Origin of the sequence: Enterococcus sp. DIV0756 (assembly GCF_051710745.1) — a bacterium.
GTDB lineage: Bacteria > Bacillota > Bacilli > Lactobacillales > Enterococcaceae > Enterococcus_A.
The window spans coordinates 399859-424773 of record NZ_JBIOLF010000001.1; the positions used below are offsets into that span (position 1 = coordinate 399859).

The window sequence follows — 24915 nt, forward strand, 5'->3', positions numbered from 1 at the left end:
ACATCAGAACAAGAAAACAAGAAGAGATCAATTGACCTCTTCTTGTTTTTGTTTTAGAGATAATCATTGATGATTATTCCATTTTGAGGTCTCTTCTCAATTTCTAGGTTGGCGATTTTTTGGATTAAAGTATCTAAAGTAATCCCTTGCATTTCTTCTTCGACTTTCTTTTGCAATCGATCATAATTTTCTGTCAACACTTCCTGAATATTTGCTCCAACGATACAATCCGGATTCGTTTTGGGATCAACTTGAATCAGATTGGTATTTCCTTCAATACTTTTATAAACGTCCAGCAAAGTAATTTCTGCAGGTGATTTGGCAAGAAGCGGCTTTGGTTTCCCTACTTGCGTAATAATCAAGTTTGATTTTTTCAGCTGACTCATAATTCTTCGGACATTCGCAGGATTCGTTTCAACACTTTTTGCGATCATATCACTTGAAAGAAAGTCCGTATTTTTATAAATCTCAATGTAAGCAAGAATATGTATCGCATCACTGAACTGCATTGAATATTTCATCTTTCTAAATCCTTTCAAAATTTTCTCTTGACTTATCTTATCATACTACTTATCATTATGGTTGTAAATTATAAAAGTACAGCTAAAAAGGAGTGGATTACATGAAGTATTTAGTAACTGGTGCTACAGGTGGATTCGGCGGATATGCGTTAGATTTTTTGAAGGAAATGGTTCCAATCTCCGATATTTATGCTCTTGTCCGTAGTGAAGAAAAAGGGGCGGAATTAAAGGAAAAGGGTTTTAACGTGAGGATTGGGGATTATGCGGATTCTGATTCAATGAAACAGGCGTTACAGGGCATTGATCGCTTGTTGTTTGTTTCAGGAGCGCCAGGTAATCGCCAAGTAGAACATGGGAATGTGGTGAACGCAGCGAAGGAAGCTGGGGTTTCATATATTGCTTATACAAGTTTTGCTGGAGCAGATAAGGCAACGAGTCCATTAGCTGCTGATCATATTTTTACAGAAAAGCAAATCGAAGAAGCAGGAATCGCGCACACCTTTTTACGCAATAATTGGTATTTGGAAAATGAAATGCCAATCGTTGGTGCGGCTTTAAATACGGGTAAATTTGTTTATGCGGCTGAAGAGGGCAAGACTGGTTGGGCTTTAAAACGTGAATATGCTGAAGTAGCTGCCAAAGCTGTTTCAGGAACTGAATATCCTGCTATTCTTGAATTGTCAGGAACACCAGTTAGTTATGAAGTATTAGCAGAGGCATTGAAAAGGGCTACAGGAAAAGAGCTTGAACTAGTAAAAGCCGGAGATCGCGGTTTTGTAGAAAGCTTAGTTGCTAGCGGCTTGCCTCAGCCTGTGGCAGAAATGTTCTTATCTTTCCAATATGATATCAAGAACGATCAATTAGACGTTGTTTCTTCTGATTTTGAAAAAGCACTAGGTAAGCCGTTGACTAGTTTAGAAGATGGTTTAAAAGAGCTGTTAGGTTAATTGATTGCTGAAACTCCTCAGATTTTGGGGAGTTTTTTACTAATTATAAAAGGGAAGAACGTAGACATGACAGAAAATGAGATGCTCACATGGCTGATCGATTATTTCATTCAAGAAAGTCCTACCTATTCAAAGGTGGAGGTTCCACACGCGATTGCTGAAAAACAAAGACTCTTTCGCAGCCTAATGAATGTCAGACCGCCAGAACCAATCGGAAAAGACTTTTTATGTGTACAGGATGCCTATTTGAAAACGTGTTTGTCCCGAAAACGGGTAGCTGATTTGACCGATGCTTCAGCCTATACTCAGAATTTATATTTGTGGCAGGGGGATATTACCTTGTTAGCAGTAGATGGAATTGTAAATGCCGCCAATAATCAATTGCTAGGGTGTTTTATGCCTTTGCATGGTTGTATTGACAATGCGATTCATTCGGCGGCAGGCGTCCAACTAAGATTAGCGTGTTTTGAGTTGATGCAGCAGCAAGGAAAATCAGAAGAAACGGGTCAGGCAAAGATGACAGCTGGATATAATTTGCCAGCCGATTACGTATTTCACACGGTAGGACCGATTATTACGGGTGAAGTGACAGAAGAAGATCAGTTTCTATTGTCCCAGTGTTACAAAAATGTATTGATGAAAGCTCAGGAAATGAATTTAGATACGATCGCTTTTTGCTGCATTTCTACTGGTGAATTTCACTTTCCAAATGAGTTAGCCGCAAAAATTGCAGTGGACACGGTTCAAACGTTTATTGAAGAAAATTCCAGTGAGTTGAAGGTCATTTTTAATGTTTTTAAGGATGAAGATAGGGAGATCTACCATGAACAATTACAAAAAATTCAGTGAGGTTTTGGATTTGATTGAAGCAGCAGAGGCGATTGTGGTTGGTGCTGGTTCTGGATTATCGGCTGCTTCAGGGATTACTTATTCGGGCCCAAGGTTTGAAAAATTATTTAGTGACTTTATTTCAAAGTATGGCTTTTTGGATATGTACTCTGCCGGCTTCTATCCTTTTGATTCCTTCGAAGAATATTGGGCGTATTGGAGCAAGCATATTTATTACAATCGCTACACACCGATAGCTGGTGAGCCTTATAGGTATTTACTGCAATTATTAGAGGGCACCAATTATTTTGTCATTACGACGAATGTGGATCATCAATTCCAAAAAGCGGGCTTTGATCGGGAGCGTTTGTTTTATACCCAAGGAGATTATGGGTTGCTGCAATGTTCAAAAGCTTGTCATGCCAAGGTCTATGAGAATGAATCCTTGATCAAGAAAATGGTAATCCAACAAAAAGATTTTCGGATTCCCTCTTATCTGGTTCCTCATTGTCCAAAGTGTGGAGCACCACAAGCGGTTCATTTGCGTGTGGATCAGTTTTTTGTCGAAGATGACGGCTGGCATGCCGCACAAAAACGCTATTTAACTTTTTTGGAAGAAAATAAAGACAAGAAGATTCTTTTTCTCGAATTAGGGGTAGGTTACAATACGCCAGTCATCATCAAGTACCCTTTTATGAAAATGACGTATCAGAATAGGCAGGCAAGGTATATCTACTTCAACCAAGAAAAACTGGTGATTCCAAAAGAGCTTGAAGCGCAGACAATTGATTTGCAGGGAGATATCAAGGAGACCGTACGAGCAATCGTCCATATATAACTATAAAACGCATGTTAGGAGTGAGACGTAATGGATCATAAGAAAATGAAATTAGAAGATTACTTGCAATTCTTGAACGAGGACATTCACTCGACCGTTTTTTCGACTGTCGATGAGGATGGAAGACCGAAATCTAGAGTCATCGATATCATGCTAGTGAAAGAGAAGAAGCTTTATTTCTTGACGGCGATAACCAAGCCGTTCTACGATCAATTAATAGAGCGTCCGTATGTTTCGATCACTGGACTAAAGGGTGAGGAATCGATGTCTTCTATCTCAATCACAGTCAATGGAGAAGTCAGAGAGATCGGTACTAATTATTTGGATGAGATTTTCGAAAAAAATCCGTATATGAATGACATCTATCAAACAGAGGAAAGCAAACATGTTTTACGGGTATTTGAACTCTATAAAGGAAATGTTTCTGTATTTGATTTAAGCAGTAAGCCGATTTATCAGGCTGTTTTTGCTATCAACGAGTAAAAGAAAAGAGGAACTGAAATGAAGTATGCAGTTACTGGTGCAACCGGGAATTTAGGCAGTCGAGTAGTGAAAGAATTCAGTCGTTTGGTAGATAAAAAAGAAATACTGGCACTTGTGCACACAATATCTAAAGCTCAAGGGCTAATCGATCAGGGGATCACCGTGAGAACGGGAGATTATGCCGATGTTGAAGATATGACAAAAGCATTGGAGAATGTCGATTTATTGATCTATATTCCCAGCAAAACTTACGATCTTGTTCAACGTGTGATTGAACTGGAAAACACGTTGGAAGCGATGAAAAAAGCCCAAGTGAAGAAAATTATTTTTGTCAGTTTTTTTGCTGATCAGGAAAAGAATCCATTTGTGATGTCGCCCTATTACGGCTATGCACCAAGACGATTAGCAGGTTCAGGACTTGAGTATACGATCGTTAAAAATTCGTTATACGCAGACCCGTTGGTTCCATACTTGCCAGAATTAATTGAACGAAAGAACATTATTTACCCCATTGGACAAGAAAAATTATCGTTCATTTCTTTGGATGATAGTGCGAAAGCCTTGGTGCAAGTAGCAATCAAGCCGGATTTGAGAGATAAGGGACAAACGTATTTGCTAAGTCAGGAGAAAAATTATTCCATGTCCGAACTCGGTCAAATAATGAGTGAAGTGACGGGAAAACCGATTGGGTATCAGCCGGTCAGCCTTCAAGAATTCGCGGAAATCTATAAGGGAGACGGTGACGGTCAAGAACTTGCCTCAATGTATCAAGGTGGGGCACTAGGAATGTTAAGTAAAAGCACCACGGATTTTGAAACGATTACGGGTCATCAGCCCACAGCTATGCTGGATTTTTTGCGAACAAATTGGAAATAAGCACAAGTAAACAGGGTGAAGAGACTGCTTGGAAATGGTCTCATTCATCCTGTTTTTGTGTGCAGCTAAAACAGATAAGTTAACAGCATAATATCTTCATCCGTAAAATCAATGAAGGATAAATCAACCGCCTGATCAAGCTGTTTTTTGATCCGTTGGAATTTCTGATCTGATCGTACTTTATAATCAGGATGATCAATTTGATCAGACGGATCGTGATCGTTGGTCATGTGCTTTTCTAAAAGACAATTTCCTTGAAAAAGAAAGTCGATAATAAGTTTATTCGAAAGAGAGACAGCTAAATCATTGGCGATATTTTTCAAAAGCTTATATAAGACTTCATTGGTTTTAGCAGTATTTAGCCGTGAAAAGAGCTGATTGAACAGTTCATAGTATTCACTGTTTGTTCGTTCTGCCCGATCATTTAAAGAATCGCTGTCTAAAAATTTCTTGTGTTCATTTTTCTTATTAATGATCGCTGAAGACACGGATACGACACTCATGATATTTCCATTCAAAATACGCAAAATATCATAGATGTGGGCCATCGTCGGCGGGTAGGTGGTAAAGGTTAAGAGCCGGATTTCCAGTAGGATCTTATTGTCTACATCATTGGAAGGGTCATAATCAGTGACTAAGACTGTTCCGCCGCCGCGATCGATTGTTTTTAGATTTTTAGACATCTTTCTGACAAATGAATGAACCTCGCCCTTATCCATCGCTTCTGTTCGTCTGGAGCTCATGGAAAAGATTTCTCTCTTTCCAATCAATTCGTTAAACCGTTGAGCCAAATTTTCCGCGATTGAATTTTCTCTGGCTGAGATCAACATTGGGACTTTGACATCCGTCACTTTTTTGATCCCTAAGATGATCAGTTTCCGGATAAACGTGATCTTTGTTTCCGCTATCCCTTTTTGATATTTACGTAAGAAACGCTCGATTTTCTTGAGAATTCCGTTTATTCCTTTAAAATTCTCCTCCTGTTTTGGAAAAGTATAGTTCTCAATCGGGAAGCTTCCTTTGAGAATCTCCGAGATCGTTTTGATAACGAAATTTTGTAAAATCGGGTCTTTGATTAACGGTGTCTCTGACAAAAAGTTGAATAAGCGTTTTTCCAAGGTATGCTGATAGTCTTGTTCGCTATAAAAAATTAAGTTTGTTGGTAAGGCATTTATCAATTGTTCGATCGTCTGCTTTTCAAAGGCTTGCTGGTCGGTTAACCAATTCTCGTCTTGTGTATTGTTCAAGATTTCTAGTGTGGACTGGTTGGATTGGGCGGAGAAGGTGAGCCTTTCTGGAAATTTATCCCAAAAACGTTTCTCATCTCGAGAGCCTTCCACGTTCTGATCGACTTTCTCGGATAGATGTCTGGTTGAAACAAGAATCGTTGTACCAGTAGTGTTCTCCATATTTCGATTGAAAAAAGCCTGAGAGATCGAATATAAGATCTCTTTTTTTATGTAGGCAATGTTTGAACTGGCTGAAATAGCCGCAAGTGATTGAATCACTTTTTTAGTAACCATTATCTCTCGTGAGATTTGTCTACATTCTGTTAAATAGATGTTTGAAATAATTTCGACTTTCTCTTTTAAAGGACGTTCGCTAAATTTTGGAAAATACCCCACATAGGGACTGATTTCATAAAATTGCTCAATATTTTGCATTTGAGGGGGTATTAGCAAAGCTACCAATGGTTGAACGCCGCCTTCATTTTTATAATAAAAAGAGAGTTCATCGAGTTTTCGCGAAACGTCTGACGCTGGAACGGAAGAATCTAGCTCGATAACCAAAAAAGAAGCCAGTCCGTCTTTTTTTCTTTTCAACTCTGGGAGAATATCCAGCTTGCTTTGTTCAGGCCAGAGGGTATAAAAAATTTTTCTTGTAGATTTGGATGTTCCTTTCATTTTTGTTTGTTCGATCAGTTTTTCTAGAAAGAATTTTCTGCCAACGCCTTTCTCACCTCTTAAAATAATTGTTTTCAACTCATTGCTTGGATAATAAAAGATCGGCAAGACATTTTGTACGACATTGTATAACGAACTATTTTCACCAATGTCTAAAGTGTCTAACTGAAATTCAGACGAACTCAGAACCGATGTTTCATTTAGAAAAAGGTAATTATTCAAATGATCATCTTTTTGAATAGTATGCGGCAAAGATAAATAGGGAAAACTCTTTGTCAAAATTTGAGTTGAAATGAATAAGGTCGGTCGTCCCTTTAGCTTGATCAATTGTTTTTCCTGATGCAGTTTATTCAACAGACGAGAAACATTGGAGCGGTCAATCGCTAAATCAACAGATAGAACCAACGCGCAACATTCTGAAAAATCATAGGTTCCCTGCATGATTTGCTCCTGAGTCAGCTCTTCGATGCGATGGAGTAGTTTTTCCTGCTGAGTTGCCATAATATCCTCCTAAATTTGTTGTATTTATTTTAGAATACGCTTACACCATTTCGTGTAAAATTATACCACAAAATAATAACTAGTGTTTCTATAGTGTAGAATATTAATATGAATCCTTATTTACAGGCGTTTTAATGTGGTACACAAAAGGTTTTCTTGAGATTTTGACTTGTGGTGTTCGATATGTGATAGTGAAGATGTTCTCAACGAAAGTAATCTTGAATTTACCAGAGAGGAGACGTTTTTCAAGTAGGAGATTACAAACAATGAATAGGAGGAAACAGAAATGGAAAATTTAAAATTGACACGGATCGATTTTCGTTTGATCCATGGGCAGGTAATGACCAGATGGGTAAAGGAATACAACATTAAAGATATTGTGGTGATTGACGACAAATCTGCGAAGAGCCCAATTTTGAAAAAGATACTATTAAATGCGGCGCCATCATCGGTAAATGTTTTTGTAGAATCTATTGCAAGCGCTACCGAAAAATGGGAGAAGAATGAATTCCCTAAGAATAATTTACTTATTCTATTTAAAGATACAAAAACAGCTGCCAAAGCGTGGAAGGAAGGAATTAAGTATACCTCGCTGCAAATTGGCGGAATTGAAGGTTCGGGGAACAAAAAAAATATCAATAAAAATATCGTCATGTCAGAAGAGGATGTGCAGGATCTGGTTCCTCTACATGAAAATGGGGTACGGGTCTACGGACAACCGATCCCCGAAGATGCGGAGTATGCATTTGAAAGTATTTTAAGCAAGTTTTAAAAAGGGGATTTCTGTTCATTCAAGAAATTTCTTGTCAAGAACACTTTAATCGAATGGTAGAGGATATTCGAATCAGATTTAACAGAACGAAGGAGGAAAAGAGATGGTTCAAGCATTATTAATGGGATTGTTGGCTCTGCTGAATGGGATTCAGTGGCCGCTAAGTTGGTGGCTGATCCGTGAACCGATTATGGCTGGTTTTTGGGTGGGGTTAATTTACGGAGATCCAGTTCAAGGGGTAATTATTGGGGCAACAATCAACGTGGCCTATCTAGGCTGGATTAGTGCAGGTGGCGCGAATGCTTCAGACCTCTATTGGGCGGGGTTATTAGGAACATTTGTGGCGATCCAAGGGGGTATGAGCATTGAGCAATCGGCTGCTTTTGCTATTCCAATCGGTTTATTAGGAAATTATGTCCATGTAGCGTACATGACTCTGGCGTCATTTTGGCCGACTCGAATGGATAAATTAGCCGACAAGGGCGATTGGAAAGGCATTCGCAAGATTCAAATGTTTGGCGGTCCGTTCATTGTGCTCTTCTTAAGAGCGTTACCAGTCTTCTTCATTGCACTTTTTGGAAGCGAGTACATTCAAATTATTATTAATAGTTTGCCTGATTGGGCAATGAACGGTCTTGGAGCAGTCGGAAAAATCTTGCCAGCTTTAGGGATGTCGATGCTATTGAAATTTATGCTTAAAAAGGAACTTATTCCATTCTTTATCATTGGTTTCGCGATTGCAGCGTATACCGGAATGACAGACTTAATGATGTATGTCATCATCGCTGTGGCGATTGGTCTATTAATGTTAAAACTTGGCTTTGCGAAAGAAGAGGGGGAAACAGAGAATGGCTAAAGCATTAGATAAAAAGGATATCAAACGAGCAGCTGTCACTTGGTGGTTAACATCACACTTAACTTACAACTATCAACGACTACAGGCTGGCGGGATGACGACCGTGATGGGACCGCTTCTGAATAAGATGTATGAAGGTGACAAGGAAGAAATTACCGATGGTTTGCAGCGGCATATGCTGTATTTCAATACAGAACCTCGCTTGGGTGCTTTTCTACCAGGAATGGTAGTCGCATTGGAAGAAGGGATTGCCAATAATCCAACCGAAGAAATTGATAAGTCGATGGTGACGGAAATTAAAACCGCATTAATGGGACCGTTAGCGGGAATCGGAGACACGGTCGTAGCTGGATTGTTGAAGCCGATCGTCTTGAGTGTCACATTAGGTTGGGCTTCACAGGGACAAATTTGGGGAGCTTTTGCCTTCGGGATCATCTTTACGTTGATGGATTTTGCGATGACATATGGCATGTTTACTCAAGGCTATAAATTAGGGATGGACTCGATTGATCGTTTCTTAGAGGGACCGTTCATTAAGAAAATGACTTCCTTTTTAGGAATTGTCGGCCTGTTCTGTTTAGGCGTTATGATCGTTAAATATGTCAGTGTTCAAGCGGTATTGGAAGTGAAGCTGGCGACGACCACTTTGTCAGTTGGAGAAACCTTGAATAAGATCGTTCCAAGTTTCTTACCACTTGCGTTTACTTTCTTAGCTTATTGGTTGCAGGTAAAAGGGCAAAGCGTAACGCGTGTGTTGCTGGTGCTTTTTGCGATCGGTTTCCTAGGCGGTGCCATCGGAGTATTAGGATAAGGAGATAAACGAATGACTAAGTTGATTATTGTTACTCATGGACCTTTAGCGGATGCCTTTAAAGAAAGCGGCGCAATGTTTTTCGGGGATCAGGTAGATCAGATATCCACGATCGGGTTGTTTCCAACAAAAAGTCCAGAGGTGTTAGAAAAAGAGATCAAAGAAGCTGTCGTACAATCTGGAACGAAGGAATGCCTCATTTTTGTTGATATTTTAGCTGGGACACCATTTAATGTCGTAGCTCTCTTGATTGAAGAGTTAAAGGAAGACTATCAGATTGAATGCTTTGCCGGGGTGAACATGCCACTGGTGATGGAAGCGTTGGCTTCAAAGGATTCTATGAATGTAACGGAACTGACGAATCACATTGGGGAAATGTCCGCTGATACCATTGTTAATCTTCGGCAGACATTAGAAATTTAAAAGGAGCGAATAGGAAAATGTTAAAAGCAGAAAACACGATGCGAATTTTTAATACAGGCATAATGGCCGTTGTCCGCGTAGAAACGATTGAAAGAGGGATCGAAGTTGCGCAAGGGTGTTTGGATGGTGGCGTAGATGTTATGGAAATCAGCTACACCAACAACAACGCTGGGGAAGTCATCCGAGCAATCAAGGAAAAATTCGGCGATAAAATCTTGATCGGTGCAGGTACTGTTTTAGAAAGCACCACTGCACGGTTGGCAATCATGGACGGTGCGGAATTTGTAATCGCGCCTACTTATGATCAGGGCGTTCAGGAGCTGTGTAATTTGTATCAAATTCCTTATGCACCGGGCTGTACCTCTTATACAGAAATGATGGAGGCCTTAAAAAATGGCGCTGCATTTATTAAAGCCTTCCCGATTTCCAATTATTATGGTCCAAGTTTAGCGAAGGTAGTAAAAGTTCCTGTGCCTCATACGCCAATTTTAGCTTCTGGCGGTGCAACACTGGAAAATCTTCATGAATGGTTTGAAAATGGTGTGGATTGCATTGGTATTGGCGGGCTCTTAACTAAAGGTACGTCAGAAGAGATTGCCCAAAATGCCCAGAAATTGACAGCTATAGCCAATGAAGTTCGAGGAAAGTAAGAGGGGAACCAAATGAAAAAAACGGCAATCGTAAACGCGAATAGTTTCGGGAAATATTATCCTGAATACATTACCCAATTAGATCAACAAATCGGTGAAACAAAACGCTTCAAATTTCCAGTAGATATTTCTCCTGAAGATTTGGTAGCCGAGTTGAAGGATTTCTCCTTCATCATTATCGGGACCGAACCGAAGTTGACTAAACCCTTTTTTGAAAAGATTCCTCAATTAAAATTAGTCGTCCGTTTCGGAATCGGCTATGATAATGTGGATGTAGTGGCTGCCAGAGAAAATGGCGTTATGGTTTCTAATATTCCAGCGTACATGGAAAGAGATGATGTTGCTGAATATGCCGTGTCATTGATCTTGTCGGCAGCGAAATTAGTTACCTATACGGCTGAAAAAGTGAAACAAGGTGAATGGGCCAAAGATCGCGGGCGTTATTTAGGTCACCGCTTGAATAAGAAAACGATCGGCATTTGCGGCTTTGGAAATATCGGCACACGAGTTGCGGAGATTATGCAGGCATTTAACTGTAAGATTATTTGTTACGACCCCTATCTTTCAGCAGAAGAAGCGGAAAAACGTGGGGGAGAAAAAGTGGACTTTGACGAGTTGTTGGAACAAGCAGATGTTATCTCTCTGCATATGAACTGTACAGCAGAAAATAAAGGGATGTTCGATCAGGCGGCATTTAAGAAAATGAAAGCCAGTGCGGTTCTGGTTAATACCGCTCGCGGTGCCTTAGTAAATGAAGCGGATTTATTTGCGGCATTAGAGGCTGGAGAATTTGGCAGCTACGCCACTGACGTTTTAGAAAACGAACCACCAGCAGCTGATCATCCATTTATGACTCAAGAGAAAATTATTTTGACACCACATATCGGTGCGTACAATCATGAATGTAACGAAATGATGTGTGAGAGTGTCGTTGATGATATCGTTAGAGTCAATGCAAGTGGTGAGCCAAAGCATTTGTTGGAAGGATAAAACTTAATTATTGAGGACAGAGATCGTAACGTATCAGTATTGAGTGGGAAGAGAATAGATTCATTTGACTAAGTGTACATTATGGGATAAGAACTTGACTTGGAAATATCAATAGAAGAAACTGTTTTTAATAGTTCTGTATTTTCGAGCATACAATCAAAGAAAAAGTTCGATGATTAAGAAAATAATTAACAGGTTCACTATCTGGAACGAATTGAATGTAATACAAAAATTGATCTAATCAACTTGTATGTTGCTGTTGCTATGAACAGTATCTTTAATCGGTATTAATTAGAGAACGAGATTTAACTTCTACTCTGTTCGTCATGAATAAGTTTAAACAATTAGTTTTATAAAAATATATTATTACTATGAAGCCCAATCATCTTAACTTGATGATTGGGTTATTTTTGTGTCTAAAGCAGAATCAATGTTTGATACACAAAAGAAAATCGCTACATCATAAGGAGTGATTGAACAGGTCCTAAAGGAGATACAGCTACGATGTTTTCAATTGATTGATAAGAAGGTGAAAAAAAGTCAAGATTCAGTTAGATTATCTACAAATCTTTGAGTTCAATCGGACGATTGAACTCAAAGATATTTTTATGATTGTCCAATAGCAAGAATAATTGCTATCTATTAGATGTTATAAGTATGGAACATATTTTCCAAATCCCTGAATATTAGCAATATATCTGCTACATAGTAAAACTGAAAGCTAAACTTATTTGTTCATGGTGAGTCATTTCATTAAGTAGGGATATTTTTTAATTTACAAGCTATATAACAGATTTTTTTTACGACGGAGCTATCAAATAAAATAGCACGAATATCAATCTAATAATAATTGTTTTCTGAAGTGTCGAATTAAGGAAGTAATATTAGAAAAAGATACATGGATTATTAATTTAATCTATGTATCTTTTTTTATGTTTATTATTATTTTTCCGATAGATTTATTAAAAAAACAAGTCCTATAAGCGAGTGTTCTTATATAATAGAAACTACAAATCGTTATTTTATTTTTAGTATATAGAAATAAATCCATTCAATAGTAAATAAATTATAAAGTATATTATCTTTTAAAAATGCTTTATATTAGGGATCGCGATGGTTTAAAGCTATTTTTACTTCTTGTTTTAAGAAAAAACTAGAAAATTAGAAAGAGTTTTTGGTGTTCTTTAACAGATGGAAATCTTAGTATGGATTAATTGTAATATGTTTTGTGTTTTTTGGCAATAATATTTTAGAAAAAAGCGAATTATTTAGATTATATTTTATTATTAGATACCGATTGTTATGAAATAGTGCTTATTTAATCAAGTTACTAGTTCTGCAAGTACCGTCAAATAAACCGTCAATAGAAAGGACAAAGAATTATGAGCAGACGTGGTGAAAATATTTATAAGAGAAAGGATGGGAGATGGGAAGGGCGCTACCAAAAAGGGCGAACAGAAGCTGGGAAAATAAAATATGGTTCTGTCTATGGACGTTCTTACTACGAAACAAAACAAAAACTCTATCCTCTTAAAATTAAATATCAGACACTCATGAATTTACACGGAAAAAGTGCAACTCCTTTTTACCAATGGGTGAATAAATGGTTGCTTGAACTTCAAGGGAAAGTTAAACCGGCAACCTATGCGAGTTACCAATACAAGATGGATCATTATATAGTGCCTAGCTTGTCTACTGTGTTACTAAATGAACTGGATGAAGAAAAATTATTATTACTACTAAAAGAATGGCAAGACAAGGGACTTAAAAACTCCTCCATTCGAGTGCTTTTTCAAGTATTGAAAACCTGTCTTTCCGTAGCTGCTAAAAGAGGATTATTACTCACCAATCCCTGTGAGCGAGTTGTGTTGCCCGCGATTGAAAAGAAACATCCTCAATCATTGAGTAAAAAAGAGCAGTATTCTTTAGAACGAGTAGTTGAAAAAGAAAAGACACAAATAGGCCTTCCTATAACACTTGCCTTACAAACAGGGATGCGTATTGGGGAAATAGCAGCCTTGCAGTGGAAGAATGTTGATTTTGATTCCAATGTGATTTACGTTGAACAAACGCTTCAGCGAATTTCTTATTTTAATCGTCAGAAGAATCAATCTCAAATAATTCTATCTTCCCCAAAGACGACTTCCTCAAAAAGAATGATTCCAATGACCGATCATATTCGAAAGGTACTCTTACATGAAAGTAAAAGAAGAACAGGCTCATTTGTTTTTTCAGTGAATGGGCATCCATGCGAACCACGATTAATCAATTATCATTTTCAAAGACTAGCCAAAAAAGCAAAGATAATTGGAAAACATTTCCATCAACTTCGTCATACGTTTGCGACCCGTTGTGTAGAGAAAAATAGAGATATTGCCGCTGTCAGTGCCATTCTTGGGCATGCCTCTACACAGATGACGTTGGATACGTATTCCTCAGCCTTGCTTGAACAGCGAATGAAAATTATTCAATCATTGAATTAACGGTGTTTAAAAAAAAATTTTATTTCTTTAAATTGGTGGGGATTTTTTTGCTCTCAACAAGTAAGCGCTCTCTTATCTTATGAGTATAAAAATAGATAGCTTCCATCAGATTTCGTCCCTTTTTTTCTTTAACAACAATTGGACTTAAAAAATAACCCGTCAGAAAATGGTCATGATGGATTACATGCGTTGATAGTACGCTCTTTTTTCTTCACTTCCAGTTTTTTCTTAAAACAAGTAAAAAGTAATTATACTCAAAGAGTTGATTAAAGTACATCAAATTGATTGTAGTGTTATTTTTTTCGGTATCAAATGCCTAAGCATTTTTTGATATACATAAAAAAAGAAAAGGGAGCGATAAAAGATGAATAAGAAAAAAATGCTAACTTCACTAGTTGCAACATCTATGTTGGGAGGGTTGTTTGTTGGAGGATTGAGTGCGAATGCGGCTCCAGTTGACTCAGATAACACAAAAGTAGAGTTTGGCTTCATTAAAGATTACAATCCGCCAAAACCTGCGCCAAACGGTCAAATGACTTTACGGTGGACACCAAAAGCTTTTCAATTTGGTAATGCACATACTGTAACTACTGGTGCTCATGATTATGAAGAAATTAATACAACTGGTGGTGTAGGCCGATATGTCGTTGTAGATGATCAACGTCCAACAGCATCAGGAAATGAGTGGAAGGTAACAGCGTCTTTATCAAATATTACAGATGGTTCAAACACATTAACGGGTGCAAAGATTGAAATGGCTTTAGGTAATGATGTTTATGAATATACCGGGAGCAATGAACCAATTGATGCAGATATTTCTACAACAGTGGCAACTGGAATTGCGACAACCTTTAACCCAACAGTAACTCTAACACAGGGTGGTGGTGCGGTGCCCGTTTCAAAAGGTCCAGGTACTGTTTCAGGACAAGCATACGCAACAAAAATGACGAATATTAAATTAAAGGATGTTACACATCTCGCGGCTTATGCTGGTAAACAATTTTCTGGAAATATCACTTGGACATTATCTGACGATATCTAGAAATAATAACTAAAGGTGGGGGAGAGGAGCATTCTTCTCTTCCATCTTTTGTCATTACAGGAGGAAACAAGGTGCGCAAGAAGCTGGTAACGACTTTATTAACGAGTCTTTTCTTAATAGGATTCCCAACATTTGTGAATGCGGCAGATGACCACGGACAAACTTCTATTGGTTTTACAGTGGAAACGATCCAGCCTGAAACACAGGTGGATAAGAATTTGAGTTTATATTATGTATCGGTCAAACCGAATGAACCACAAACACTAAAAATGAAAATCATCAGCACGCAAAAAGAGAAGAAAACAGTCGAGATCTTTCTAACGGATGCTGTAACAAATAATGCAGGCTACATAGAGTATGGGAAAAGAAAACCTATTTTAGATGAAAGTCTAAAAGTCCCCCTTACGAGCATAGCCAAGGTAAAGGATTCGATGAAAAAGGTAACGGTGGCTAATTTTGAGGAAAAGATTGTTGAGATCGAAGTGACCCCACCTGCGGACTCCTTCGAAGGAGTCAAACTTGGAGCCGTTCAAGTATTAGCTAGTGATGGTGACTCAGAAGAGTCTGGAATTAGTAGTCGTTATGGATATGCGGTGAGTCTGATGTTAACAGAAGACAACAGCGATTATCGTGAGGGTGGCGATTTGAAATTAAAGCGCGTGGAACCTGGAGTTGAAGCAGGAAAAAAAGTGGTAAAGATTCCGATTCAAAATTATCAACCGAAAGTCATGAAGGATCTAACGGCTAAAGCGAGTTTTGCGAAAAAGGGTTCAGATAAAGTCATTAAGAAAAGAGAACTTGAAACATTGGAGTTCGCGCCAAATTCCTCCTTTCAATTAGACCTTGCGTTTCCACCGAATGACGTTGAACCAGGTAAATATATCGCGACAATTGAAGTGAATGATGGGGAAAAGAAATGGGAGTGGCAGGAAGAGTTCGAAGTAACCGAAGGACAGGCGAAGAAAATGAACAAAGAAGCGGTCTTCAAACTAACGATCGCTCCATGGGTAAAATGGACGAGTATCGCCTTGTTCGCTGTTCTGGTACTTTTGACAGTTTTCTTGTATGTCAGAAAGACGAAATGGCAAAAAAGCCTTCAAGAAAGGTAGGTGACTACTGTTGGTAAAAAAGAGATACTTTCTTTTTCTACCTGTGATATTAGTGGGGGTATTACTACATGTAGTGCAATCTCAAGCAGCCACAGAGGTAGGAATTGGATTTGAGTCAGCAAGCAGTACCACATCTAGCAGTCAATCATCAACAATAGATACAACAACGAGTAGTTCAACGAGCAGTACGTCAACCGATAGTAGTACTACAAGTAGTTCACTAATTGGTGGTATTGTACCGCTAGACTATTCATCAAGTTATTCATATCGCTCTCGAGAGTTAAGACAATATGTGGTAAATGAGAGTAGATTGCTGCCAAAAACAGGAGAAGCAAAAAATTCATGGCTATTTATAAGTTTAGGAGTGATAGTACTCTTATGTGCTGGAGTACTATATTTCTACCAGTTAAGAGGTGTCGCTGATGAAAAAGATTAGACTGTTGGTACTAGCTATCGGTATTCTATGCATCATTATTCTGAATCCAAATCAACCTTTAGCAGCATCTCATATTGTGACTAGAAAATTCGATGTAACATTCACCTCAAAATTTGTTTTACCAGATGGAACAGAGGCTACACCAGCTATCATGACACCCGAAGCTAGAATTGTTAATCAACCACATTATAGTTATGAATTTCATAAATTTATGATGTCAGCTCCAAATGTATTAAGAAATACGCAAGTAATACCATATATCGGTGGTGGGGTTTGGAACGATACGTATCAAAGTGAGGATCAATACTTTGGTTTTTGGAGTCAAGTTCAGATGGAAGGTTTTCGTAAAAGTTACAATTCACTGTTTATTGAAACAAAAGCCTGTGTAAAGGGCATTACTCCTATTCAGAATATCGGAGGTAACACATATATAGGGTATCGTACTAATGGAACATATACTAATTTAGGAGAGTTCAAAGTTTCTCAGTTTTTTGAAAATACAACGCTTGGAGGACGATACGGATTTAAATTGTCAGATGCTAATCCTGATTGGCCTAATTTATGTGATCCGCAAGATGTTTTATTTGCTGCATCAGTGGGTGGAGCAACCAATCCTAACGCCGGAGCCTATGTTCTAACTTATTATTCTGAAATATATGGAACTCGAAAAGATGGTACACCGATAACTTTTCAACTTGATCTTCCAGAGGTTGAAGAGACTTTTGTTGATACTGCGGGTAATCAATTACCAACAAGTGCATTGGGTTCAGGTTTTAAACAAGGAAATAAATACTACGCTCCAATGGATGATAGTTATACGTTTGGTGGTGGACAAAACGGACAAATAACTTCCTTACCTTCAAGCTATACCGGATCTAATGGGAAAGTCTATGATTACAAAGGTTGGTATTATGGTGATACTCTCCGAAGTGGGACACCTAATTTTAGTTGGAAAAATATTTCAAACAGTGATAAAGACAAATATGCCAAGATTAAGATTGTCTATAAAGAAAGAAAGCAACAATACAAGTTAACTGGAAGTTGGGTTGATGATACTCCAGAGGCAAATTTACTTCCGGCAAATGGCTATATTGGAACGAATCCAGGTGTTTTTAATGTAGATATAGGGGATGATTTTAACGGAAATGGAAGTGCAACTCTTCATTGGAATATCACTGATTACTCTGGAAAAACCTGGGAGCTTCAGGGATGGAAAAATATGTCGAAAGATCCGAATACACTAATTGCAGATAATGTTCCTAAGGTTCTAGATGTGACAGAAGACACAAATTTACATTATATCTATAAAAAGATAGCTCCTCGGTTAGAAATAAACTTAACACCAGACTCAACAGTGATGAGAAAGCCTGGGGAAACGATTGATTGGACATTAGAAATAAAGAATACGGGATACAAAGCAAATGCTACTGGGCTCGATTTGAGCCATGTGATTTCTAAAACGGGTGGAAATATGACGAATCCATCGAATACAGTCATTGAAGACAATAACGGTACTGCTATTGCTGGGATTACCAACGCCGTATGGACAGATGGAGGTACTCTATTAGCTTCCAAAGGAGTTGCAATAAAACCAAACGAGAAGATCACAGTAAAATTTAATACAGTTGTTACAGGAGATATCAATGATCTGTTGAATTTGAAAACAAAAGTTACGGCTACCTCGGATAATTTATCTGCTGAGGATGACACAAATGTACGAATAGAAGATCCCGATCATCATGTAGTAACAGATCCTGCCAATTCGAAGTTATCCCTTTTGTATGTTCCAACAATTTTTGGTTTTGGATATCATGAAAAAAATAATAACGGTGCTAATCAGACAGTGACTATGGCTACAGGAGCCTATCAAACAAAGACCGTGAATGAAGGTTTCTATGTAAAACTACAGGACCCTAGGGACAATCTAGCCGGAAATGACTGGAAATTGAGTGCAAACTTAGATTATTTCATCGATAGTTCGAATATTATTTTGCCAATGCAGCCTGTACTAACTTTAGACAACTACACTTCTCAGGTAGTCAATAATCCTGAAACAGATAGCGAGAGTATCTCACCAACCAGTGATGTCTCATTAACAACGGGAACGGTGACACTGACAGGTGGAGGAGGTACTGTACCACTTATGAATTCTCAAAGTACGAAAAATAAAGGAACATGGATTTTTCGAATTCCCTTTAACGACGTGAAACTCCACATCCCAGCAGATGTTGGTGAAGAGGGTAAAGGCTATACAAGTGAACTAACTTGGACTTTAAACGATACGATTTAACAAGGAGGAAATGATGGGACCTTATCAATGGCTATACTTCTTTATAGGAGGAGCAATTCTTTCCTGCGGAATTTTCGCGTATTTTCTAATCAACGATTCGAAATTGATTCGACAAATCAGTCTGAAAGGAACCAATTTAGTTCTAGATTGGTTAGTATTGATGATTGCCTTTGGATTTGTTGGTTTAGCTGTTTTTAGCTATATCGACATCCAGAATCAAATTCACCTATTTTCTTAAGGCATTAAGAGCAGTAAATAATGAAATAGACCGCTCGAATAGTTCGAGCGGCTCTGTACATATTGACTAAGAAAGAGGAGATCTGCTATAAATCATTGAAGGAGAATTTAAACTTATTCGAAGTCGATTTTTTTAAAAGTTGGGGAATGAAAAATGTTCGTCAAGTTGAGTTAACTAACTATATCCTATAACTCCAGACTAGTAGAGTAATTTTTCATGAAAGTCTGGGGTCAATTGGTAGGGATAGTTCACAAAGTTACTAGAAAGAAGGAAAAAGAATGAGTCAGATTTTATTATTTACTAATAATCCATTGAATGAACAACCATTCGAAGAACGATTACGTCAGTTAGGGCATGAAGTGTTTACTACTAAGGCAATGATCAATTTCTGTCTAATAGAAAGCTCGATGAAGGATTTTATTAAAATTTTTCACCATATCATTTTAAGTGAGACACTTTCAAATGCAGAGGTTCAAGAATTATTAGGAATTCTCCGTGCTTACTCAATACCAATTTATAGAAAATCAAATGAACTGTTGAAAGAAACACAACTCGAAGAATGGAAAGATCAAGGAATAACAGAATGGATCGAAATCAATCCTTCTATCGAAGTATTAAGAGAAACCTTAAGCTCGGATATAGTCAAACAGGGAAAGGTTGTCTTTTTATCACAGCGAAAAGACAAACGGGAACTCTCAAGTTTAAAACTTAGTTCAGGTGAAGTGAAACTATTTCGAATTCTTTACCGACAACAAGCGAATGTCCTTTCTAGAGAAGAAATTTGTTTAAAGATGTGGGATAGAGGGAAAAATAATTCAACAATGTCTCAATTATCTGTACTCGTTAAACATTTGAAAGATAAGCTATCGCAACAGCAAGTTGACGGCCCAATCATTGAAACTTGTTGGGGACAAGGTTATAAATTGGATAAAACAGTTTATGATCAGATATATGTTGAGGAAGAAGCGAAGATGATGTAGGTGAATAAATCGACTTTCAACCATTGAGAAAGTTTGATTATTGATAGGAGTTACTATCGAGGGGATACACACTCTTTCAATCAGAGGTGTTTTAAACCGGATGGCATAGATATTATTACTATGAAGCCCAATCATCTTAACTTGATGATTGGGGTATTTTTTTGTGCCTAAAGTAGTATCAACCAATGTTCGATACACAAGAAAATCGCTACATCACGAGGGAACTGAATGAACAGGTTCTAAAGGAAATACAGCTACGTTGTTTTCAGTTGATTGACGAAAAGGTGAAACAGGCCGATATTCAGTTGGAATATCTGTAAATCCTTGAATATGAAACATTTTTTCTAATTCCCTGAATATCAGCAATATATCTTGCTACATAGTAAAACTGAAAGCTAAACTTATTTGTTGTATGCTGAGCCGTACCATAAATGATGATATTTTTTTTAATTTTAGAGTTGAGGTTCTTGTTAAATAAACTCTAAGTTTGTAAGGAAGCTAGGTTATGATTGATAAAGAAGGAGTTTTAAAATCCTGGAATTGACTTAGAAATGGGAGTTTTAGAGATGAGGTGGTGGCAATGATTTAATTCTCTAAGCATAAAAGATATGTGGTAGTAAAGAAACATGAAATCAAGTTGAAAATCTGTATGGAGTGGGCTTAAATTATAATTTTGCATAAGCAGAAAAAGTATTCAATATTTATCAAGTAGATATTATTCTCTTGTATAAACAAAGTGTACAGAAAGTACTGTCAAGAGACATTATCTTAATGTAATTTCAAATAACCGAGGTGTATATGTTTTTAAATAAAGTTTTGTTTAATATTTTGTATAAAGAGCCCTATGGAAAATCTAATTTTTCTTGTGATCAATCAAAGTACAAACGGTTTAATTCAGTAGATAAGGCAACTGCTTGGGCTGAGAAGTATTATAGCGAATGGTCTAGAAAATATGAAGATATTTATGGTGTAGGCTTTCATAATAATTTGGACGGTTGTATGGTTCATTCTAGTTCAGAAGATCCAATTCGTTTTTACTGTGGTTATTGCGGGGAAAAGCTAAATGGTTATTTAAGGGGGGCATCGATACCTCTCATAGATCAAACTAGTTTTAATGATGCTTTAGCTACGTTACTGTTGTTTTCTCCGAGAATTCCAGAAAATATAGTGTTATATCGCTATGTTCCCGACTTAGTAATCGAATTAATTCTACAAAAAAATAAAAAAGATTGTACCTATGTGGATATAGGATTTATGAGTTGTAGCTTGTTATACGATCCTCCAAATCACGATTACTTTAATTATGAGAATGTGTTAGAAATATATGTTGATGCGCAAACTGTTGGGGTATATACAAATTTAATTGAAGGGTGTCGTCGCTCTGAATTTGAAATATTGATTTTACGTAACGCACATATGTATTTAATAGATTATCCGTATAAAAAGGGAAATAGAATGGTTTATCCTATGAGATTGAGAAATATTACTGACTGTATTAGCCCATTTTTATAGAAATTTCTCTAAATTTGCTTTTAGTTTTGATTTGAATCAAGCTGATTCAATGATTTAATATCTGGAGCTAGATTTCCAAATGTTCTATGGCTTAGATACAACTCAATTTATAAGCAGAGATTATTATGAAACTTCATCATCTATATCGAAGATTGGGCTAATTTTTTACCTAAGAGGAGGAGCAAGGAATATTCGATACAAATGAACAAGTACCGAAGGAAATGCAGCAACGTTGTTCTCAGTTTATTGAAGAGAAGGTGAAACAAGCCGAGGTTCAGTTGGATTACTTATAAATTTTTGAATTTAATCGAGATGACAAAAGAGGAATCGTTACGATTATTCACCGACAAGAAGAACCTTTCTTTATTGAGTATCACGAATGTCGATTAACGAATGATTTGTAAAAAAGCTGTGGGTTTTCGACGATCATTCGCATCGAACGATATTGCTAGAAGAACATTGATAGTGGGCCTCAGAGGAACAGTAGTTTGATTCTATTGAAAAAAAGAAAAACCGCAAAGCAACTACTTAAGATTAGTCGTTACTCATGCGATTTATACAATGTATTCTATTAAATTTTCTAAAGGGTGGTTCCCTTTTCTATCAGTTTCGCAGCTACTACATTTTCGTGAGGGATGTACGTATCTAATGAATTCACAGCTATTTCTGCCATCAATGGAATATTTTGATCTATTGATGTGATGGGGTAAATAGCGTTGTCAGATACTGGGGAATTATCATACCCGATTATTTCTAACTCTTCTGGTATTTTTATCCCTTTTCGTATGCAGTCTCTTTGAAGCATATTTGCAATATCATCGTTTGAGCAGAAAACGCCCATTTTTTTATTTGGATATTTTTCAAGTAAATTATCTAAAACCGCAGACATAGTAGTGGATGCTTCTTCAGAATATGGGTCGGTCAGTTCTTCACGGATGATCGTTTCATGAAGCGTATCCTTTACTGAAAATTCAAATCCCACAATTCGCTTGAAGGAAGGCCAATCATCATAATATCCGTTATTAATATGGATCAATACTTCGCATCCGTCAGCCATCAATTTTTCTCCAGCAAGCTTGCCACCAGTATAATTATCGTTATTGATTTGGCAAAAATCCCCGCCAGCACGCTCAATTGAGATGATAGGAACATCTAATTTTTCAATGTCCTCTGAATCCAGAATATGACTTAATAAAATAATCCCTTTAACACGGTAGGACTTTAACATGTCGATGACATTTAGTTCTTCTTCTTTCGTATCTCTTGAGGTATAAACAATAAAACTGTAGTCTTTTTCTTCTCCAAACTGAATAAGCTGGTTCAGCAATTCTGTGTAGAAGCTAAGGTGTAACTGAGGGAAAATGACGCCTACAAGATTAGATTTTCCTGTTACTAATATTCTGGCAACATTATCCTGACTATAATTTAATTCTTGAATCACTGCTTGTATTTTATCTTTTGTTTTTTGTGATAATAGCTCTGGTTTATTAAAATATCTTGAAACAGTAGTTAGGGAAACACCACTTTTTTCTGCGATCGCCTTTATTCCCACTTTGTCCATATTTGTGCAGCCTCTCTTTACCTGATGGTTTACGTAACTCAAATGACTGTAACGCTTCGAGTGGAAGCATTTGTAAATTACTGTCTAGTTATCATACGGCTATCATACAATGTGGAATAGATAATTTCAAGCAATTTATGAAAATTTTTTCATTAAAATACGTCATTTGAATTTCAATATTAAAACACTTTTTTTGGGCTAAGAAAGAGTGTGCCACCGGGAACAGCCTTTTTCTAAACTAAAATTCGTTCCTTCCTTTTTTTTTTTCTAATCCCATTTTGACGAATTAGAGAAAATATTTTTGAAAACGTTTGACATTAATAATTTCATATTTTATACTTACGGCGTAGGGTGTTAGAAAGAGCTTACAAAAATGAAAAGGAGGTAGTGAATCAACTAAGATTAACTTGGTTCCTTTTTAGCACTGTGTATAGATTTGTAATGAAAGCGGTTCATAAAAAAGCCGCCAAGATTAGGTTTGAATGTATTGCTGGAATAATTGATTGTCATTTGCATTTAATTCTTAAATGGTCGAAAAGAAAGGTAGTGGAAAAATGAAAAAGAATAAAAAGAGATTTGGCGTGTTTGCTTTAGCGGCTTTGACACTGGTAAGCACATTAGTACTTTCTGCTTGTGGAAATGGTTCGGAAAGTAAAGAAGCAGGAAAGGACAAGACAATTACAGTCCTTGTAGAAAGTGGAAGTCCTGCTGAGAAGATCGCTAATAGTACTGCTGATGCTTTCAAAAAGGAAACAGGTTATAAGGTAGTGGTCGATTCAGTTCCTTATTCTGGAATGTATGACAAAGTTTCGACAGAAGTGAAATCAAAATCGGCGGCTCATGATGTTGTTTGTCTGGACGTTCTCTGGTTATCCGCTTTTGAGAACGCATTAACACCACTTAATAAATCAGTGGATGACAAGATCACTTCTGATTTTCTTCCGACACTTGAAAAGGGTGGGACGTTGAATGATAAGTTGTTAGGACTTCCGATGTGGATTAATAGTAAAGTACTCATTTATAGAAAAGATCTCTTTGAAGATGAGAAAAATAAAACAGAATTCAACAAGAAATATGGTCACGATTTAAAAGTCCCTACTACTTGGGAAGAATACAAAGAATGTGCGGAATTCTTTACTAAAGATGATATGTATGGAACCGCCGTTTTCGGGATGGCATCTGGAGATACGGTTTGTAGTTTCCTTGATCAAGCATCACAGGCTGGAGCAAAACCGTTAGTTTTAGGTAAGGATAATGAAGTATTGGTTGATGAAAAACCTTATGTTGATGCGTTGCAATATCTATGTGATCTCTATGAAAAAGGCTACGCACCTGAAGAAACACTATCTGTCGCATCTACTGAGGCTCAGGAAATGTTTAATAATGGAAAACTTGCGATGCAATTAAATTGGAGCCATCAATATCCGGCTGCTTATGAATTGAATAAGGATAAAGTTGGCGTAGCACCAATGATTGGTGGTTCTGCTGGTGTAGCCGCTACAACAGGACCATGGTATCAATGTGTGATGAAAAATTCGGAGAATCAAGAGACAGCAATCGAATATCTGAAATTTATGTATGACAATAACGAGAAATATATGACTGAAGGTTCATTGAAGATCGCAGGGAGAACGTCCGTATATGAAAAGTATGAAACACAAGCAGGCGATGAGCATCTCGGGGCTGTATTAGAAACGTTAGATAATGAATACTCTCAAAATAGGCCTGCTACTCCTTATTGGACAGAAATTGAAGAAGTGTTAGCTAAGGCTGTTCAGTCGGCGTTATCTGGGAAAGCGACTCCTAAAGATGCTCTTAAAGATGCGAAATCTGAAATTGAGACCATCATAGAGTAAGACAAGAA

The 24915-nt window shown here is 37.3% G+C and carries 24 protein-coding genes; 21 read left to right on the top strand and 3 right to left on the bottom strand.

Annotation, left to right across the window (positions count from 1 at the left end):
• Positions 1–53 precede the first annotated feature (53 nt).
• Complete coding sequence (locus tag IGI44_RS01960; RefSeq protein WP_438786067.1) at positions 54–521, bottom strand: Rrf2 family transcriptional regulator; 468 nt, start codon at positions 519–521, stop codon at positions 54–56.
• Positions 522–622: 101 nt separating this feature from the next.
• Between IGI44_RS01960 and IGI44_RS01965 the strand changes: the two genes are divergently transcribed.
• From IGI44_RS01965 to IGI44_RS01985, 5 genes are all read left to right on the top strand, one after another.
• Positions 623–1468, top strand: a complete 846-nt coding sequence (locus IGI44_RS01965; RefSeq protein ID WP_438786068.1) for an SDR family oxidoreductase — start codon at positions 623–625, stop codon at positions 1466–1468.
• Between the two features lie 66 nt (positions 1469–1534).
• On the top strand, positions 1535–2317 hold the full coding sequence (locus IGI44_RS01970) for a protein-ADP-ribose hydrolase (protein ID WP_438786069.1): 783 nt from the start codon (positions 1535–1537) through the stop codon (positions 2315–2317).
• Positions 2292–3134 carry an SIR2 family NAD-dependent protein deacylase gene (locus IGI44_RS01975; RefSeq protein WP_438786070.1) on the top strand — a complete coding sequence of 281 codons (843 nt, stop codon included), beginning with the start codon at positions 2292–2294 and terminating at the stop codon, positions 3132–3134. Before IGI44_RS01970 ends, IGI44_RS01975 begins: the two co-directional genes overlap by 26 nt.
• Positions 3135–3164: 30 nt before the next feature.
• A complete protein-coding gene (locus IGI44_RS01980) occupies positions 3165–3617 on the top strand; it encodes a pyridoxamine 5'-phosphate oxidase family protein (RefSeq protein ID WP_438786071.1) in 453 nt (150 codons plus the stop codon).
• Between the two features lie 18 nt (positions 3618–3635).
• On the top strand, positions 3636–4493 hold the full coding sequence (locus tag IGI44_RS01985) for an SDR family oxidoreductase (RefSeq protein WP_438786073.1): 858 nt from the start codon (positions 3636–3638) through the stop codon (positions 4491–4493).
• Positions 4494–4558: 65 nt separating this feature from the next.
• On the opposite strand, the gene IGI44_RS01990 is transcribed toward IGI44_RS01985, so the two are convergent.
• Positions 4559–6898 carry a transcriptional antiterminator gene (locus IGI44_RS01990; protein ID WP_438786075.1) on the bottom strand — a complete coding sequence of 780 codons (2340 nt, stop codon included), beginning with the start codon at positions 6896–6898 and terminating at the stop codon, positions 4559–4561.
• A 286-nt stretch (positions 6899–7184) separates the two neighbouring features.
• Here IGI44_RS01990 and IGI44_RS01995 point away from each other — a divergent pair, with 286 nt between their 5' ends.
• From IGI44_RS01995 to IGI44_RS02065, 15 genes are all read left to right on the top strand, one after another.
• Entirely contained in the window at positions 7185–7670 is a 486-nt protein-coding gene (locus IGI44_RS01995; protein WP_216410043.1) for a PTS system mannose/fructose/N-acetylgalactosamine-transporter subunit IIB, read from the top strand.
• Between the two features lie 103 nt (positions 7671–7773).
• Positions 7774–8526 (top strand): PTS mannose/fructose/sorbose/N-acetylgalactosamine transporter subunit IIC, encoded by a 753-nt coding sequence (locus IGI44_RS02000; protein WP_438786077.1) that lies wholly within the window; start codon positions 7774–7776, stop codon positions 8524–8526.
• Positions 8519–9337 (top strand): PTS system mannose/fructose/sorbose family transporter subunit IID, encoded by an 819-nt coding sequence (locus IGI44_RS02005; protein ID WP_438786078.1) that lies wholly within the window; start codon positions 8519–8521, stop codon positions 9335–9337. The genes IGI44_RS02000 and IGI44_RS02005 overlap by 8 nt, the downstream gene beginning before the upstream one ends.
• Positions 9338–9349: 12 nt before the next feature.
• Entirely contained in the window at positions 9350–9760 is a 411-nt protein-coding gene (locus tag IGI44_RS02010) for a PTS sugar transporter subunit IIA (protein WP_438786080.1), read from the top strand.
• A 17-nt stretch (positions 9761–9777) separates the two neighbouring features.
• Positions 9778–10410 carry a ketohydroxyglutarate aldolase gene (locus tag IGI44_RS02015; RefSeq protein ID WP_438786081.1) on the top strand — a complete coding sequence of 211 codons (633 nt, stop codon included), beginning with the start codon at positions 9778–9780 and terminating at the stop codon, positions 10408–10410.
• Between the two features lie 12 nt (positions 10411–10422).
• Entirely contained in the window at positions 10423–11400 is a 978-nt protein-coding gene (locus tag IGI44_RS02020) for a D-isomer specific 2-hydroxyacid dehydrogenase family protein (protein WP_438786082.1), read from the top strand.
• 1382 nt (positions 11401–12782) lie between these two features.
• Complete coding sequence (locus tag IGI44_RS02025; protein WP_438786084.1) at positions 12783–13883, top strand: tyrosine-type recombinase/integrase; 1101 nt, start codon at positions 12783–12785, stop codon at positions 13881–13883.
• Positions 13884–14247: 364 nt separating this feature from the next.
• Positions 14248–14925, top strand: a complete 678-nt coding sequence (locus tag IGI44_RS02030) for a WxL domain-containing protein (protein ID WP_438786085.1) — start codon at positions 14248–14250, stop codon at positions 14923–14925.
• 71 nt (positions 14926–14996) lie between these two features.
• Complete coding sequence (locus IGI44_RS02035) at positions 14997–16034, top strand: DUF916 and DUF3324 domain-containing protein (RefSeq protein ID WP_438786086.1); 1038 nt, start codon at positions 14997–14999, stop codon at positions 16032–16034.
• 10 nt (positions 16035–16044) lie between these two features.
• The gene (locus tag IGI44_RS02040; protein WP_438786087.1) at positions 16045–16470 is read left to right on the top strand and encodes an LPXTG cell wall anchor domain-containing protein; all 426 of its coding nucleotides are present in this window, start codon (positions 16045–16047) and stop codon (positions 16468–16470) included.
• On the top strand, positions 16457–18760 hold the full coding sequence (locus IGI44_RS02045; protein ID WP_438786089.1) for a WxL domain-containing protein: 2304 nt from the start codon (positions 16457–16459) through the stop codon (positions 18758–18760). Before IGI44_RS02040 ends, IGI44_RS02045 begins: the two co-directional genes overlap by 14 nt.
• Before the next feature lie 13 nt (positions 18761–18773).
• Entirely contained in the window at positions 18774–18998 is a 225-nt protein-coding gene (locus tag IGI44_RS02050) for a hypothetical protein (protein ID WP_438786090.1), read from the top strand.
• A 278-nt stretch (positions 18999–19276) separates the two neighbouring features.
• The gene (locus IGI44_RS02055) at positions 19277–19978 is read left to right on the top strand and encodes a helix-turn-helix domain-containing protein (RefSeq protein ID WP_438786091.1); all 702 of its coding nucleotides are present in this window, start codon (positions 19277–19279) and stop codon (positions 19976–19978) included.
• A gap of 185 nt (positions 19979–20163) precedes the next feature.
• The gene (locus IGI44_RS02060) at positions 20164–20298 is read left to right on the top strand and encodes a hypothetical protein (RefSeq protein ID WP_438786093.1); all 135 of its coding nucleotides are present in this window, start codon (positions 20164–20166) and stop codon (positions 20296–20298) included.
• Between the two features lie 478 nt (positions 20299–20776).
• Positions 20777–21490 carry an ADP-ribosyltransferase gene (locus IGI44_RS02065; RefSeq protein ID WP_438786095.1) on the top strand — a complete coding sequence of 238 codons (714 nt, stop codon included), beginning with the start codon at positions 20777–20779 and terminating at the stop codon, positions 21488–21490.
• Between the two features lie 580 nt (positions 21491–22070).
• Here IGI44_RS02065 and IGI44_RS02070 read toward each other — a convergent pair.
• Positions 22071–23051, bottom strand: a complete 981-nt coding sequence (locus IGI44_RS02070; RefSeq protein ID WP_438786096.1) for a LacI family DNA-binding transcriptional regulator — start codon at positions 23049–23051, stop codon at positions 22071–22073.
• Between the two features lie 554 nt (positions 23052–23605).
• Here IGI44_RS02070 and IGI44_RS02075 point away from each other — a divergent pair.
• Entirely contained in the window at positions 23606–24907 is a 1302-nt protein-coding gene (locus tag IGI44_RS02075; RefSeq protein ID WP_438786097.1) for a sugar ABC transporter substrate-binding protein, read from the top strand.
• Positions 24908–24915: the final 8 nt, after the last annotated feature.

Bases quoted from the DNA above. Each gene is read 5' to 3' on its own strand.
- IGI44_RS02000 (WP_438786077.1), top strand. From the start codon at position 7,774: ATGGTTCAAGCATTATTAATGGGATTGTTGGCTCTGCTGAATGGGATT.
- IGI44_RS01965 (WP_438786068.1), top strand. From the start codon at position 623: ATGAAGTATTTAGTAACTGGTGCTACAGGTGGATTCGGCGGATATGCG.
- IGI44_RS02075 (WP_438786097.1), top strand. From the start codon at position 23,606: ATGAAAAAGAATAAAAAGAGATTTGGCGTGTTTGCTTTAGCGGCTTTG.
- IGI44_RS02020 (WP_438786082.1), top strand. From the start codon at position 10,423: ATGAAAAAAACGGCAATCGTAAACGCGAATAGTTTCGGGAAATATTAT.
- IGI44_RS01975 (WP_438786070.1), top strand. From the start codon at position 2,292: ATGAACAATTACAAAAAATTCAGTGAGGTTTTGGATTTGATTGAAGCA.
- IGI44_RS01990 (WP_438786075.1), bottom strand. From the start codon at position 6,898: ATGGCAACTCAGCAGGAAAAACTACTCCATCGCATCGAAGAGCTGACT.
- IGI44_RS01985 (WP_438786073.1), top strand. From the start codon at position 3,636: ATGAAGTATGCAGTTACTGGTGCAACCGGGAATTTAGGCAGTCGAGTA.
- IGI44_RS02045 (WP_438786089.1), top strand. From the start codon at position 16,457: ATGAAAAAGATTAGACTGTTGGTACTAGCTATCGGTATTCTATGCATC.
- IGI44_RS02050 (WP_438786090.1), top strand. From the start codon at position 18,774: ATGGGACCTTATCAATGGCTATACTTCTTTATAGGAGGAGCAATTCTT.
- IGI44_RS02005 (WP_438786078.1), top strand. From the start codon at position 8,519: ATGGCTAAAGCATTAGATAAAAAGGATATCAAACGAGCAGCTGTCACT.
- IGI44_RS02065 (WP_438786095.1), top strand. From the start codon at position 20,777: ATGTTTTTAAATAAAGTTTTGTTTAATATTTTGTATAAAGAGCCCTAT.
- IGI44_RS02030 (WP_438786085.1), top strand. From the start codon at position 14,248: ATGAATAAGAAAAAAATGCTAACTTCACTAGTTGCAACATCTATGTTG.
- IGI44_RS02025 (WP_438786084.1), top strand. From the start codon at position 12,783: ATGAGCAGACGTGGTGAAAATATTTATAAGAGAAAGGATGGGAGATGG.
- IGI44_RS02010 (WP_438786080.1), top strand. From the start codon at position 9,350: ATGACTAAGTTGATTATTGTTACTCATGGACCTTTAGCGGATGCCTTT.
- IGI44_RS01960 (WP_438786067.1), bottom strand. From the start codon at position 521: ATGAAATATTCAATGCAGTTCAGTGATGCGATACATATTCTTGCTTAC.
- IGI44_RS02055 (WP_438786091.1), top strand. From the start codon at position 19,277: ATGAGTCAGATTTTATTATTTACTAATAATCCATTGAATGAACAACCA.
- IGI44_RS02015 (WP_438786081.1), top strand. From the start codon at position 9,778: ATGTTAAAAGCAGAAAACACGATGCGAATTTTTAATACAGGCATAATG.
- IGI44_RS01980 (WP_438786071.1), top strand. From the start codon at position 3,165: ATGGATCATAAGAAAATGAAATTAGAAGATTACTTGCAATTCTTGAAC.
- IGI44_RS02070 (WP_438786096.1), bottom strand. From the start codon at position 23,051: ATGGACAAAGTGGGAATAAAGGCGATCGCAGAAAAAAGTGGTGTTTCC.
- IGI44_RS01970 (WP_438786069.1), top strand. From the start codon at position 1,535: ATGACAGAAAATGAGATGCTCACATGGCTGATCGATTATTTCATTCAA.
- IGI44_RS02060 (WP_438786093.1), top strand. From the start codon at position 20,164: ATGTTCGATACACAAGAAAATCGCTACATCACGAGGGAACTGAATGAA.
- IGI44_RS01995 (WP_216410043.1), top strand. From the start codon at position 7,185: ATGGAAAATTTAAAATTGACACGGATCGATTTTCGTTTGATCCATGGG.